The organism is Natronomonas marina (assembly GCF_024298905.1).
GTDB classification, from domain to species: domain Archaea; phylum Halobacteriota; class Halobacteria; order Halobacteriales; family Haloarculaceae; genus Natronomonas; species Natronomonas marina.
Map to the genome: position 1 here is coordinate 2,029,364 of NZ_CP101154.1, position 14,364 is coordinate 2,043,727.

The 14,364-nt window shown below is 68.0% G+C and carries 13 protein-coding genes; 11 read left to right on the top strand and 2 right to left on the bottom strand.

The features are described 5' to 3' along the window. The first annotated feature begins 75 nt into the window (after positions 1-75). From NLF94_RS10975 to NLF94_RS10985, 3 genes are read left to right on the top strand one after another with little or no spacing between them, the layout of a single operon-like run. Complete coding sequence (locus NLF94_RS10975; protein ID WP_254837665.1) at positions 76-459, top strand: ester cyclase; 384 nt, start codon at positions 76-78, stop codon at positions 457-459. Positions 460-509: 50 nt separating this feature from the next. After that, the gene (gene mvk, locus NLF94_RS10980; protein WP_254837666.1) at positions 510-1,499 is read left to right on the top strand and encodes a mevalonate kinase; all 990 of its coding nucleotides are present in this window, start codon (positions 510-512) and stop codon (positions 1,497-1,499) included. Continuing rightward, positions 1,496-2,224 carry an isopentenyl phosphate kinase gene (locus NLF94_RS10985; RefSeq protein WP_254837667.1) on the top strand — a complete coding sequence of 243 codons (729 nt, stop codon included), beginning with the start codon at positions 1,496-1,498 and terminating at the stop codon, positions 2,222-2,224. The genes mvk and NLF94_RS10985 overlap by 4 nt, the downstream gene beginning before the upstream one ends. Positions 2,225-2,347: 123 nt before the next feature. Here the strand turns inward: NLF94_RS10985 and NLF94_RS10990 are convergent, their stop codons facing one another. Beyond that, positions 2,348-3,859 (bottom strand): class I adenylate-forming enzyme family protein, encoded by a 1,512-nt coding sequence (locus tag NLF94_RS10990; protein WP_254837668.1) that lies wholly within the window; start codon positions 3,857-3,859, stop codon positions 2,348-2,350. Positions 3,860-3,945: 86 nt separating this feature from the next. Here NLF94_RS10990 and NLF94_RS10995 point away from each other — a divergent pair, with 86 nt between their 5' ends. After that, positions 3,946-4,857, top strand: a complete 912-nt coding sequence (locus tag NLF94_RS10995) for an MBL fold metallo-hydrolase (RefSeq protein ID WP_254837669.1) — start codon at positions 3,946-3,948, stop codon at positions 4,855-4,857. Here the strand turns inward: NLF94_RS10995 and NLF94_RS11000 are convergent. Continuing rightward, positions 4,843-5,979, bottom strand: coding sequence for an acyl-CoA dehydrogenase family protein (locus tag NLF94_RS11000; protein ID WP_254837670.1), 1,137 nt, complete (start codon positions 5,977-5,979; stop codon positions 4,843-4,845). The genes NLF94_RS10995 and NLF94_RS11000 overlap by 15 nt on opposite strands. Before the next feature lie 156 nt (positions 5,980-6,135). Here NLF94_RS11000 and NLF94_RS11005 point away from each other — a divergent pair, with 156 nt between their 5' ends. From NLF94_RS11005 to NLF94_RS11035, 7 genes are all read left to right on the top strand, one after another. Then, the gene (locus NLF94_RS11005; protein ID WP_254837671.1) at positions 6,136-6,945 is read left to right on the top strand and encodes an SDR family oxidoreductase; all 810 of its coding nucleotides are present in this window, start codon (positions 6,136-6,138) and stop codon (positions 6,943-6,945) included. 69 nt (positions 6,946-7,014) lie between these two features. Beyond that, on the top strand, positions 7,015-7,797 hold the full coding sequence (locus NLF94_RS11010; RefSeq protein ID WP_254837672.1) for a GIDE domain-containing protein: 783 nt from the start codon (positions 7,015-7,017) through the stop codon (positions 7,795-7,797). A gap of 272 nt (positions 7,798-8,069) precedes the next feature. Beyond that, positions 8,070-9,410 (top strand): RNase J family beta-CASP ribonuclease, encoded by a 1,341-nt coding sequence (locus NLF94_RS11015; protein WP_254837673.1) that lies wholly within the window; start codon positions 8,070-8,072, stop codon positions 9,408-9,410. Continuing rightward, the gene (gene idsA3 / locus NLF94_RS11020; protein ID WP_254837674.1) at positions 9,407-10,432 is read left to right on the top strand and encodes a geranylfarnesyl diphosphate synthase; all 1,026 of its coding nucleotides are present in this window, start codon (positions 9,407-9,409) and stop codon (positions 10,430-10,432) included. Before NLF94_RS11015 ends, idsA3 begins: the two co-directional genes overlap by 4 nt. Before the next feature lie 119 nt (positions 10,433-10,551). Next, positions 10,552-12,147, top strand: a complete 1,596-nt coding sequence (locus tag NLF94_RS11025; protein ID WP_254837675.1) for a long-chain-fatty-acid--CoA ligase — start codon at positions 10,552-10,554, stop codon at positions 12,145-12,147. 101 nt (positions 12,148-12,248) lie between these two features. After that, the gene (locus NLF94_RS11030; RefSeq protein WP_254837676.1) at positions 12,249-13,964 is read left to right on the top strand and encodes a glutamate--tRNA ligase; all 1,716 of its coding nucleotides are present in this window, start codon (positions 12,249-12,251) and stop codon (positions 13,962-13,964) included. Between the two features lie 47 nt (positions 13,965-14,011). Next, on the top strand, positions 14,012-14,341 hold the full coding sequence (locus NLF94_RS11035; protein WP_254837677.1) for a 4Fe-4S dicluster domain-containing protein: 330 nt from the start codon (positions 14,012-14,014) through the stop codon (positions 14,339-14,341). The last annotated feature ends 23 nt before the right edge of the window (positions 14,342-14,364 follow it).

The window sequence follows — 14,364 nt, forward strand, 5'->3', positions numbered from 1 at the left end:
TTACTGACCGCGTGGTTGCCCGACCGGCAGCACACGCGGCACCAACCATATTGCCGGAGCGTCCGAACACCGAATATGTCCGAAACGGAGCACATCGAGACGATACGAGCGTCGGTTTCTCGGCACAACGATCCCGAGACCCGCGAGCAGTACCTCGACGACTACGCCGACGAGTTCGAACTGCACGGCGCCGACGCCGACGGACTGGAGGAGTTGCGCGCCTTCTACCGGAGGGTGTGGGAGGCGATCCCGGACCTGACGGTCACCGTCGAGAGCGTGCTGGCCGACGGCGACGAGGTGGCCGTCCGGTACTCCTGGGAGGGGACCCACGCGGTGACCGGCGAGACGGTCTCGCTGGACGACGGTCTGACCTGGTACCGGTTCGAAGACGGCGAAATCGTCGAGCGGTGGGTGGCGCCGGGTACCGGAGCGACGATTCGGAACATCGTCGAGCCCTGAACCGCGAGGCTATCGGATACGCTTTTTATCGGGCGGCCTGACCGTCGAGTATGACCACTTCGAGCGCCCCCGGGAAGGTCTACCTCTTCGGCGAACACGCCGTCGTGTACGGCGAACCGGCCGTGCCCTGTGCGATAGAGCGGCGGGCGCGGGTGACCGTCGAGGCCAGAGCGGACGACCGGCTTCAGGTCCAGGCGAACGACCTCACGCTCGACGGCTTCACCGTCACCTGGGGTGGCGACGCCGACGATCGCCCCGACGTGGACGTCCCGGCACCGCTGGTCGAGGCCGCGATGGGGTACATCGACGGCGCCGTCGAGCAGGCCCGCGAGGCCGCCGACGCTCCCGAGGCGGGCTTCGACGTCACCATCGAGAGCGAGATTCCGCTGGGCGCGGGGCTGGGCTCCTCGGCTGCGGTCGTCGTCGCCTGCATCGACGCCGCGACCAGGGAACTCGGCGTCGAACTCGACGCCGCGACGATAGCCGACCGCGCCTTTCAGGTCGAGTACGAGGTCCAGGACGGCGAGGCGTCGCGGGCGGACACGTTCTGCTCGGCGATGGGCGGTGCCGTTCACGTCCAGGGCGACGACTGCCGGCGGCTGACCGACGTGCCGAACCTGCCCTTCGTCGTCGGGTACGACGGCGGGACGGGCGACACGGGCGAACTCGTCGCCGGCGTCCGGGCGCTCAGAGAGGAGTACGGCTTCGCCGCCGACACCGTCGCGGCCATCGGTGACATCGTCCGCCGGGGGAAAGGAGCCCTCGACGAGGACGACGTCGAGGAGGTGGGCCGGCTGATGGACTTCAACCACGGCCTGCTGTCGGCACTCGGCGTCTCCTCGCGGTCGCTGGACGCGATGGTGTGGGCCGCGAGGGAGGCCGACGCGCTGGGCGCAAAACTCACCGGGGCCGGCGGCGGCGGCTGTGTCGTCGCCCTCGACCGGACCGAGCAGACGCTCACCGCCCTTGAGTACACGCCGGGCTGCGAGGAGGCGTTCCGGGCCGAACTCGACACCGACGGCGTCCGGGCCGAGCGATGACGACGGTTCTGAAACTCGGGGGCAGCGTCCTCACCGAGAAGGACGAACCGGAGACGGTCGACGAGGCGGCCCTCGAGCGGGCCGCCGCGGCGCTGGCCGGACGCGATGACCTCGTCGTCGTCCACGGCGGCGGCAGTTTCGGCCACCACCACGCGGACCGCTACGGCGTCTCGACGACGGCGGGAACCCACGACGCCGAGGCGGTCCGTGCCATCCACGGCGCGATGAAACGGCTCAACGCCGCGGTCGTCGACGCGCTGGCCGACGTCGACGTGCCGCCACTGCCGGTCCACCCGATGTCGGCCGCCCACAGGGACGAATCGGGTACGTTGACGCTCCCGACCGGGCAGGTCCGCACGATGCTCGCCGAGGGGTTCGTCCCAGTCCTCCACGGCGATTGTGTGGTCCACGCCGGCGCGGGCGCGACGGTCCTCTCCGGTGACGAACTCGTCGTCGCGGTGGCCGACGCCGTGGGCGCCGACCGCGTCGGCGTCTGTTCTGCGGTCCCGGGCGTCTACGACGAGTCCGGCGACGTCGTCGAGCACATCGACTCCTTCGAGGCCGTCGCCGACGCCCTCGGCGCGAGCGAGGCGACAGACGTGAGCGGCGGCATGGCCGGGAAGGTGCGGGAACTGCTCGACCTCGCGGCACCAGCCTACGTGTTCGACCTCGACGGTCTCGAGGCGTTCCTCGACGGCGAGAACCCCGGGACGAGAATCGACTGAAGGTTTTTGTACGAACGGGAGGCCAGACCGCTCGTGCTCGAGCGAGCCGCCGGACGCGAGACGCGGGAGCGCGGTGCAGCGCGTCCGGTTCCGACCGTCCCCCGTCCGGCCGTGCACCGCCTGTCAGCCCCACTCGACGTCCTCGGCGAGGGATTCCTTGTCGATCTTCTGGCTTCCGGTCCGCGGGAACGAGTCGACTAACGTGACCCGGCGTGGCTTCTCGTAGCCTGCCAGTCCGTCGTGGTCATCGCAGAACGCCTCGATGTCGGCCTCGGTCAATGAGTCCGCGCCGACGACCGCCGCGGTCACCGCCTCCCCCAGCCGGTCGTGCGGCGTGCCGAACACCGCCGCCGACTCGACGCCGTCCATCTCCGCGAGGACGCTCTCGACCCGGGAGGGAGCGACCTTCTCGCCACCGGAGAGGACGATGTCGTCCAGTCGGTCGACGAAGTAGAGGACGCCGGACTCGCGCCGAACGACGTCGCCGGTCCGGAACCACCGGCGGCCATCGTCGGATTCCTCGAACGCCGTCTCGGTCAGCGCCGGCGCCTCCCAGTAGCGCGGCATCACGCTGTCGCCCCGCAGCCACAGTTCGCCCTCCTCGGCGTCGGCGCCGGAGTCGGGGTCGACGACCCGTGCCTCGGCGCTGCCGACCGTCTCGCCGAGGGCCCCCTCCGTCCGGGGCGTCTCCGGCGTCCCCGCGACGGTCAGGCCGGCGGCCTCCGTCTGTCCGTAGTAGTTCAACAGTTCGTCCACCTCGAAAGCGGATGCGAACGCCTCGAGGGTCGACTCGGCGGCGGGACTCCCGCCGTAGAAGCACATCCGCAACGTCGACGTGTCGTGCTCGCGGGCCGCGTCGGTGCCGAGGACGTCGACCATCATGGCCGGGACCAGCCCGGAGATGGTCGCCCCGGTGGCCTCCACCAGCCGCGCCCACTCGACCGGTCCCCACGCCGGGTGGATGGCGACCGACCCGCCGGTGAAAAGTCCCATCAGCGTCGCGCCGTGGAAGCCGCCGACGTGGAACAGGGGAACCGAGACGACAGCCGTGTCGTCTGCCGAGACGTCGTACGTCGAGACGCCGGCGTCGACCTGTGCACCGACGTTGCGGTGCGTCTGGACCACCCCCTTCGGGTCCCCCGTGGTACCCGAAGTGTGCATCACGACCGCCGGGTCGTCGTCGAGCCGCGTGACCGTGTCGGGGGCGTCCTCGGGCGGACCGAACGCGTCCCAATCGAAAGACCCGGCGTGACCGTGGACGAGCGCCTCCTCGAGACCGACCGCGGTCGCGGCCTCCGAGGCCGTGCTCGCAAAGACCGAGTCGTGGACCACGAGGGCGGGGTCGACGTCCTCGAGGACGTAGGCGACCTCGTCGGGGCCGAACCGGTAGTTCACGGGCGTGAACGCACAGCCGGCCCGCCAGGCGCCCAGTGCGACCGCGACGACCGTCGGGTTGTCGAGCATGAACACCGCGACGCGGTCGCCGGGGTCGGTCCGACCCTCAAGGAACGAGGCGACCGACGCCGCGCGCCGCCGCAGGTCGGCGTATGCGACGTCCTCCCCGTCGGGGTCGACGATGGCCGGCGCCTCGGGCCGGTCCCGCACCTGCCGCGCGAACCGCTCGTAGAGGTTCATGGCGCCCGACTGGGCGGCGTCGAGTATAAGCGTGCGGCCTGCCGCCGGACCATCGTTTTTAATCGCTGGGCGACGACTGGCGGACGATGGAGTACGAACGGCACGAGTTCACCCAGCCGCTGTACGGCGGGGTCAACGTCCTCCGAATCGGGGACACGCTCGTCGACACCGGTCACGTCGCGCCGGTGTGTCGGGACGCCGTCCGGGAGGCGCTCGACGGTCCGCTCTCGGGCGTCGAGCAGGTCCTGCACACCCACGCGCACATCGACCACGTCGGCGGGTCACAGACAATCGACGCCCTCGCCGAGTTGCCCCACGTCGTCCCGGAGGGCCAACCGGAGTTCCTCTACGACTACGCCTCGTACCTCCGGCGTGCCCGCGAGGAGATGACGCGGCTGCTCGCAGGGTTCGACCCCGACCCCTCGACGTGGGACACATACTTCCCGATTCGGGAGTACGCCGAGGACGCCATCGACGTGACGCGGACCGTCGGCGACGGTGACACCGTCGAGATGGGTGACGAAGCGTTCGTCGCCGTCTCGACGCCGGGGCACGCCGACCCGCACCTGGCCTTTCATCACGAACCCAGCGGGACGGTCCTGTCGGGGGACCTCGTCGACCCCGACGGCCGGTTCCAGTACGGCCCGCTGCTCGGCGATATCGGCAATTACAAGGACTCGCTCCGGCGACTTCGGGACCTCGACCCGGACCGACTCGTGCCGATGCATGGTCCCGAACTGTCGAACCCACGGGAGCGAATCGACGGGTCGCTTTCGAACGCCGAACGGACCGAAGCGCGGTTGCTGTCGTTTCTCGAGGAGCGGGAGGCGTGTTTCGCCCGCGAGTTCGTCACCGACGAACTCGGCGTCGGCGGCGCCCGGACACCGTTCCTGACGCTCGTCGTCTACGAGTACTGTCGGTATCTCGAGGACCGGGGCGAGCTATCGGTCGACGTGACCAGCGAGGGGATACGGTTGCGGCCGCTAGAGGTCGAGTAGCTCCTTGGCGATGATGTTGCGCTGAATCTCGCTTGCTCCCTCGCCGATCTGGTAGATCTTCGTGTGCCGGTAGTGTCGCTCGACGGGGTAATCCCGGGTGTAGCCGTTACCGCCGTGGAGCTGGATGGCGTCGCTTGCGACCTCCTCGGCGATCTCGGAGGCGTAGAGCTTCGCCATCGAGGCGAGTTTCGTCGGCTTCTCGTCGGCGTCCACGCGGGCCGCGGCGTCGTAGACCAGTCGCCGGGCGAGTTCGACATTCGTCGCCATATCGGCGACCTTGTGCTGGACGGCCTGGAACTGCCGGAGTTCGCGGTCGAACTGCTCGCGCTGTTTGACGTAGTCGACCGTCTCCTCGAGACAGCCCTGGGCGATGCCCAGCGCCTGGGCGGCGATGCCGACCCGCTCCTCCTCGAAGAACTCCATGAGCTGGTAGAAGCCGGCGTCCTCGTAGCCGACGAGGTTTTCCTCGGGGACGCGAACGCCGTCGTACCGGAGCTGTGCGGTCTCGCTGGCGTTCCAGCCGAGTTTGTGAATCTCGGACTCGACCTCGAAGCCGTCCCGGTCGGTCTCGACGATGATCGCGGAGATGCCGCTGTGCCCCTCGTCGCCGGTGCGGCACATCGTCAGCACGTAGTCGGCGATTGTACCGTGAGTGATGAACGTCTTGACGCCGTCGATGACGTACTCGTCTCCCTCCTTCCGTGCGGTCGTCTCGATGGAGGCGGCGTCGGAGCCGTGATCGGGTTCGGTGTTGCCCAGCGCGCCGATGAGGTCGCCCTCGGCGACGCCGCGGAGGATCCACTCCTTCTGTTCGTCGGTGCCGTACTCGCGGATCATCCGGGTGCCGAACTCCGTACCGATTGCCGCGAGCATCCCGGCGTCGACGCGGCATATCTCCTCCATGAACAGGCAGGTCTCGACCTGCGAGAGTCCGGCGCCGCCGTACTCCTCGGGGATGGTGCCACCGACCAGGCCGGCGTCGACGGCCTTCTCCCACACCTCCTCGGGCCACTCGCCGGCCTCCTCGTGGTGTCTGGCAACGGGGGCGATCTCGTTCTCCGCGAACTCGCGGGCGGTCCGCCGGACGGCTCGTTCCTCCTCCGAGAAGCCGAACTCGACCATGGGAGCAGGTTACACACGCGCCTCAAATAGGTGCTGCCTCGCATTGCCGGGAAGCAGGTGCCGCCGAGCGCGGGCTTCCGATTTGGGACCCACGTATTAACGGACCACGACGAGGAGGCAGGGGATTAACGTGGTCCCGACGAGTGACCACTTCGCATGCCCGACGACTGGCCCGAGACGCCACCGAGTACCGACATCTTCGCCGACGATCTGCTGGCGGGCGAGACCGCCCTCGTCACCGGGGGCGGCACCGGGATCGGCGAGGAGATGGCGCTGGCCTTTGCGGACCACGGCGCCGACGTCGCCGTCGCCTCCCGCAACATGGACCACCTCGAGCCCGTCGCCGAGGCCATCGAGGCGACGGGACAGGACGCCTGTGCGACGACGGTCGACATCCGCGAGAAAGAGGAGGTGGACGCGATGCGGGACACGGTGCTGGACGAACTCGGCGACATCACGGTCCTCGTGAACAACGCCGGGGCGAACTTCCTGACCCCGCTGGAAGACCTCTCGGCGAACGGGTGGCGGGCCGTCGTCGGAACCATCCTCGACGGCACCGCCTACTGCACGATGAGCGTCGGCGACCACATGATCGAGAACGGCGGCGGGTCGATCATCTCGATGGGAGCGACGAACTCGGTTCACGGCGGCCCGTTTCACGCCCACTCGGGGGCGGGGAAGGCCGGCGTCCACAACCTGATGCAGACCGTCGCAAGCGAGTGGGCCAAGTACGGCATCCGCGCCAACACCATCGCGCCGGGCATCATCGAGACGGAGGGCGTCGCCGAGGCGAGCGGCGGTGCCCTACCCGAGCAGATACTCGACCACGTTCCCGTCGACCGCTTCGGGACGCCGGGGGACTGCGTGCCGCTCGCGGTCTTTCTGGCCTCCGACGCCTCGGCGTACGTCACCGGTTCGTACTACCCGGTCGACGGCGGCCACCTACTCCTTCCCTCGCCGTACTGAACCGCCTGGATTGAAGCCGGCAGCCGTTCCAGACCGAAGCATGTCGCCCTCCATTCGAGGTGCGGGCCGGTGAGCAGCATTGGTACGATACTCGGCGTTCTCGTCGCTGTCGGGGGGCTGGTCAGTGCCGGGTACGGGTATCGCCGCCGTCGACGTCGGGACGCCATCGCCGCCGTCGAGACGACCGATGCACTGCGGGTGACGCCCGGTCCGACCGAACTGTACGGGACCGCAGAACCGGCAGATGGGGGTGCGATGCGGGCGCCGTTCTCCGAGGAGGACTGCGTGCTGGCGGAGTGGAAAATCGAGGAGTGGGAAGAGTCCGGCAAACACTCCAGCTGGCGGACGGAGGGCAGCGGGACGCTCGCGGCGCCGTTCTACCTCGACGACGGGACCGACCAGGTGCTGGTCCGGCCGGACGAGGCGAGCGTGGAGCTTTCGGGCGGCTGGGGGACGACCGAGGTCGGCGTCGACGAGACGCCACCGGAGCCGATACAGGCGTTTATCGATCTCGACGCGACACCCGGCGAACCGAACGAGGCGCTCGTCAAGTCGCTTGACTGGGGGACGCAGGTCGGCGACCGCCGGTACCGCCAGCGGACGCTCGCTTCTGGCGAGGAGGTTTACGTCCACGGGACCGCGACCCGGGTGGGTGCCGAGACCTTCGGCGGCAACGACTTCGAAGTCGTCGCCGCGGCCGACGACGGCCACCCCGACGCGGACCTCTTTCTCGTCGCCGACAGCCCCGAATCGAAACTGCTCGAGCGTCGTCGGGACTGGGTCCTCTACCTCGGCGCGGGCGTCGTCGGCGTCGTCGCCGGGGGCGGACTCCTGGTCTCGTCACTCCTCTGAGATGCCGAACCCACGTACTTTTTAACCCCAGAGGGGAAACGACTAGCCAACCGAGCAACGGTCGCCCCGGACACGGGTGGGCGACCGGCAGCCGCCGGCGGGAGACGGTCCGTCGGGGCAACGGCGTGGGGACGGACTCCCCGCGAACGCCTCGATCGGGTCCGGCCGCCGGCCGACCGACCTCGCGTCGGTGTCGCAGCCGTCACAGACGGCCGTGCACATCGCCGGTCGCCGAATCGTGTGTCCGGAGAGCGGTCTCTCGGATGCAAACTATGGAAGTCGAAATCGCAACCATTGGCGGATACGAAGCAGTCGGACGGCAGATGACCGCCGTCCGAGCCGGTGACGACGTCGTCATCTTCGACATGGGCCTGAACCTGTCGAAGGTCCTGATCCACGACAACGTCGAGACAGAGCGGATGCACAGCCTGGACCTCATCGACATGGGGGCCATCCCGGACGACCGCGTCATGTCCGACATCGAGGGCGACGTGCAGGCCATCGTGCCCACCCACGGCCACCTCGACCACATCGGCGCCATCTCGAAGCTCGCCCACCGGTACGACGCGCCCATCGTGGCGACGCCGTTCACCATCGAACTGGTCAAACAGCAGATCGAGAGCGAGGAGAAGTTCGGCGTCCAGAACGACCTCGTGAAGATGGAGGCCGGCGGCACGATGTCCATCGGCGAGAAGACCGAACTCGAGTTCGTCAACGTCACTCACTCCATCATCGACGCGATCAACCCCGTCCTGCACACGCCGGAGGGCGCCGTCGTCTACGGGCTGGACAAGCGGATGGACCACACGCCCGTCCTTGGCGACCCCATCGACATGGAGCGGTTCCGCGAGATCGGCCGCGAGGGCGTCCTGGCGTACATCGAGGACTGCACGAACGCCGGCAAGAAGGGCCGGACGCCCTCCGAGTCCGTCGCGCGCAGACATCTCAAGGACGTCATCTACTCGCTGGAGGACTACGACGGCGGCATCGTCGCAACGACGTTCTCCAGTCACATCGCCCGCGTCACCAGCCTCGTCGAGTTCGCCGAGGACATCGGCCGGCAGCCGGTGTTGCTCGGCCGCTCGATGGAGAAGTACAGCGGTACCGCGGAGCGGCTCGGCTTCGTCGACTTCCCGGACGATCTGGGAATGTACGGCCACCGCAAGTCCGTCGATCGGACGTTCAAGCGCATCATGGAGGAGGGCAAGGAGAACTACCTCCCGGTCGTGACGGGCCACCAGGGCGAGCCACGCGCGATGCTCACCCGGATGGGCCGCGGCGAGACGCCCTACGAACTCGATCAGGGCGACAAGGTCATCTTCAGCGCCCGCGTCATCCCCGAACCGACCAACGAGGGCCAGCGCTACCAGTCCGAGAAGCTACTCGGCATGCAGGGTGCCCGCATCTACGACGACATCCACGTCTCGGGCCACCTCAACAAGGAGGGCCACTACGAGATGCTCGACGCGCTACAGCCGAAGAACGTCATCCCGGCCCACCAGGACATGAGCGGCTACTCGGATTACGTCAACCTCTGTGAGAACGAGGGCTACAAGGTCGGCCGTGATCTCCACATTTCCCGGAACGGAAACATCATCCAGATTACGGAATGACCACCTCAGAGCGCGTCGAGGCCGCCATCGCGGACCGCCGCGAGATCGTCAACGACGCGATCACCGAACAGCTTCCAGTGAAGAGCCCGGAACGGCTCTACAGCGCCTCCCGGTACCTGCTGGACGCGGGCGGCAAACGCCTCCGGCCGACCATCCTGCTGTTGACGGCCGAGGCCGTTTCCGAGGTCGAGCCGATGGACGGCGATTACCGTACCTTCCCCTCGCCGGCCGGCGGCGAGGTGGACGTGCTCACGGCCGCCGTCGCCATCGAGGTCATCCAGTCGTTCACGCTCATCCACGACGACATCATGGACGACGACGACCTCCGGCGTGGCGTGCCGGCGGTCCACCGCGAGTACGACCTCGAGACCGCAATCCTGGCCGGCGACACGCTGTACTCGAAGGCCTTCGAGTACATGCTGGACACCGGCGCCCCCGCCGACCGGAGCGTCCGGGCGCTCGACGAACTCGCAACGACCTGTACCGAGATCTGCGAGGGCCAGGCGCTGGACGTCGACTTCGAGGGCCGCGACGGCGTGACGACCGACGAGTACCTCGAGATGGTTGAGTTCAAGACGGCGGTTCTCTATGCGGCCGCGTCGTCGATTCCGGCCATCCTGCTGGGTTCCGACGACGAGACCGTCGACGCGCTCCACGGCTACGGCCTCGACATCGGGCGGGCCTTCCAGATCCAGGACGACCTCCTCGATCTGACGGTCCCGAGCGACACCCTCGGCAAGCAGCGCGGGTCGGACCTCATCGAGGGTAAACAGACCATCATCACGCTGCACGCGCGCAGCCAGGGCGTCGACGTCGACGGTCTCGTCGGCGAGGACCCGACCGACGCGGAGATAGAGGCCGCGGTCGAACGCCTCGAAGCCGCCGGTAGCATCGAGTACGCCCGCGGGATGGCGGCCGATCTCGTCGAAAGCGGGAAGGGCAGACTCGACGTCCTTCCCGAAGGCGAGTCGCGGAACCTACTCTCCGACATCGCGGACTTCCTCGTCGAGCGGGGCTACTGACGGGTACCGAGAGAGCGACCGCGTGCGGTCCCGTCGCGCCGACGGTCGATCTCGACCGCGGCTGACAGGTCGTGCAAAACGTTTTGACGCCGCTGGTAGATATTCGGAGCCGGGATACTATGAAGCGGGAAATGCGCACCACGGACTTTCTGGATCGAGCCGTCGACCTCTACGACGACGTGACCGGCGTCGTCGCCCACGACGGAACCGAGTACACGTACGCGGAACTGGACGCCCGCGTCAACCGGCTGGCGAACGCCCTGGCGGAACGGGGGATCGAGCAGGGCGACCGGGTTGCGCTCCTGGCGCCGAACACCCACTACTTCATCGAGACACTGTACGCGACGAACAAGCTCGGCGGCGTCTTCGTGCCGATGAACTACCGTCTGACGGCCGGCGAACTCGAGTACATCCTGAACGACTGTGCGGCCGACATCGTCATTGCCGATTACGACTTCGCCGACAACGTCGAACCCATCCGCGAGGAGGTACCCGCCGAACACTTCGTCGGCTACGAGGCCGACCGCATCGACGGCGAGTGGCGCGACTACGAGGCGGTGCTCTCGGGCCAGTCGACCGCGGAACCGTCCCGCCCCGACATCTCCGAGGACGACGACGCCAGCATCAACTACACCTCCGGGACGACCGGCGACCCGAAGGGCGTCGTCCGGACCCACCGGACCGAACACTGGCACGCGCTGGTGTTGAACCAGCACATGGAGATCCGCGACGACGACACGTACCTGTGGACGCTGCCGATGTTCCACTGCAACGGCTGGGGCCACACCTACGCGATCACCGGAACCGGTGGCACCCACGTTTGCCAGCGGACCTTCGATGCCGAAGACACCTTCCGTCGCGTCCGCGAGTACGACGTCAGCTTCCTGTGCGGCGCGCCGACGGTGCTGAACAACCTCATCCAGTACCACGAGGACAACGACGTCGTGACGACCGGCGACCGGGAGGTCCGCATCGCAACGGCGGGGAGCGCGCCGGCGACGGCGACCATCGAGACGGTCGAAGACGAGTTCGGCTGGCGCATTATCCACATCTACGGGCTGACAGAGACGGCGCCAATCATCACGACGAGTAACTCCCCGCGCCGCCTCGCCGAGCGGGGGCGCGCACTGAAGGTCAAGCAGGGCGCCGAGACGCTCTGTACCGACGTCCGGGTCGTCGACGAGGACGGCAACGACGTCCCCCGCGACGGGATGACCGTCGGCGAGATCGTCGTTCGCGGCAATCAGGTCATGGACCGCTATCTCGACAAGCCCGAGGCGACGCGGACGGCGTTCAACGATCGCATCGAGGGCTACTTCCACACCGGCGACCTGGCGACCATCGACGAGGACGGCATGGTCGCCATCCAGGACCGCAAGAAGGACATCATCATCTCGGGCGGCGAGAACATCTCCTCGATCGAGGTCGAGGACGCCCTCTTCGACCACGAGGGCGTCCTCAAGGCGGCCGTCATCCCCGTCCCCAGCGAGGAGTGGGGCGAGACGCCGAAGGCGCTGGTCGTCGAACAGGAGGGCGCCGACCTGACCGAGACCGACCTCATCGAGTTCGTCAAGGGGCGGCTGGCGAACTACAAGGCGCCCACCAGCGTCGACTTCGTCGAGGACTTCCCCGAGACGGCCACCGGGAAGGTCCAGAAGTACGAACTCCGCGACCGCTACTGGGAGGACGAAGAGCGGATGGTCGGCCAGGGGTAGCCGTTCGGTCCCGGCACCGTCGGGTCGTGAGGTCCCGGGCCGACGCCGTCGCCGGCGGGAACCCCGGTAGGTTTTGTCCCTGCCGGCGGTAGCAGTCGGTAATGGACGACGACCTCCGCGAGCGAATCGAACGCGAGGCCGAGACGGCCGCGCTGTTCAACGCCCTAAAGCACGACAGCGACGCACAGGTCGGTGCCATCATGGGCCCGATGATGGGCGAGAACCCGGAGTTCCGCGAGCACGGCGACGAGATTCCGGCGGTCATCGGCCCCGTCATCGACGAAGTCAACGGTCTCTCGGCCGACGAGAAGCGCGAGCGACTGGCGGAACTGGACCCCGAGGCCGTCGCCGAGTTGGAGGCCGACGACGAGGGCGACGACCGGACGCTGTCGGACCTCCCGAACGTCGACGCCTACGAGGAGGTTCGGATGCGCGTCGCGCCGAACCCGAACGGACCGTGGCACCTCGGCCACGCCCGGATGCCGGCCGTCATCGGGACGTACAAGGAGCGGTACGACGGGTGGATGCTGTGCCGGTTCGACGACACCGATCCCGAGACGAAGCGTCCCGACCTCGACGCCTACGGCGCCATCCTCGACGCCATCGAGTATCTCGGTTTCGAACCCGACGAGGTCGTGAAGGCCTCCGACCGCGTCGAGACCTACTACGAGCACGCCCGGAACCTCATCGACGCCGGCGGCGCCTACACCTGTAGCTGCGGCGGCGAGGAGTTCTCGGCGCTGAAGAACGACGGCGAGCCCTGCCCGCACCGCGAGAAGGACCCCGGGACGACTCACGAGGAGTTCGATCGGATGGTCGCTGGCGAGTACGACGCCGGCGAGATGGTCCTCCGGGTCCGGACGGACATCGAGCACAAGAACCCGGCGCTGCGGGACTGGGTCGCCTTCCGGATGGTCGATACGCCGCATCCCCGAGAGGCGGCCGCCGAGTACCGCTGCTGGCCCATGCTGGACTTCCAGTCGGGGATCGACGACCACCTGTTCGGCATCACTCACATCGTCCGGGGTATCGACCTGCAGGATTCGGCGAAGCGGCAACGGTTCGTCTACGACTACTTCGACTGGGAGTACCCCGAGGTCGTCCACTGGGGCCACGTCCAGGTCGACGCCTACGACGTGAAGATGTCCACCTCGACGATCAAGGAAAAGATCGATGCCGGCGAACTCGACGGCTGGGACGACCCCCGGGCGCCGACGCTCGCCAGCCTCCGTCGGCGCGGCATCCGCGGCGAGGCTATCGTCGAGGCGATGACGGAACTGGGCACGTCGACCTCGAACGTCGACCTGGCGATGTCGTCGGTCTACTCGAAGAACCGCGAGTTGATCGACGACGGGGCGGACCGGCGGTTCTTCGTCCGCGACGGCGTCGAGAAGACGCTCATCGGCGGGCCGGAGACGGCCGAACCGCCGCTGCACCCGGACCACGAGGAGCGCGGCGTCCGGGAGATTCCGGTCGGCGGCGCCGTCCGCGTCGAACCCGACGACGTCCCGCCGAACGGCAAGCGCGTGTGGCTGAAGGGCCTCGGCCCGGTCAGACACACCCGCGACGCCTTCGAGTTCACCGGCGAGGACATCGGCATCGTCCGCGATGGCGACGTCGACGTCGTCCACTGGGTGCCGGCCGACGAGAGCGTCCCGCTGCGTCTGCGCACGATGGAGGGCGACGAGTCCGGTCACGCCGAACCCGGTCTCGTGGCGTACGAGACCGACGACGTGGTGCAGTTCGAGCGCATCGGCTTCGCTCGACTCGACCGGATCGGCGACGGCGAGAGCGTCGCGTACTTCGCACATCGCTGACGCGGCGCGAACGTTTAAGTTGGCGCCCCATCTGGTAAGAGGTAGCAATGGCCATCGACCCGAACTTCGAGGAGAACAGAGAGAACGAGGGCCAAGAACACGGCGTCGACGTCTGGGGACCGACCGAGCCCCCGGAGAAACTCGGCATCCGCGGCACCCACGTCGCCGTCGACTTCGACATCTGTATCGCGGACGGCGCGTGTCTCGAGGACTGTCCGGTCGATGTCTTCGAGTGGGTCGACACGCCGGACCACCCCGAAAGCGAGATCAAGGCAAACCCGACCAGCGAGGACCAGTGCATCGACTGCATGCTGTGCGTCGACGTCTGTCCGGTCGACGCCATCGACGTCGACCCGGGACGAGCCGGACGCATCTGACCGACCGGGGGTAGTCGACCGCC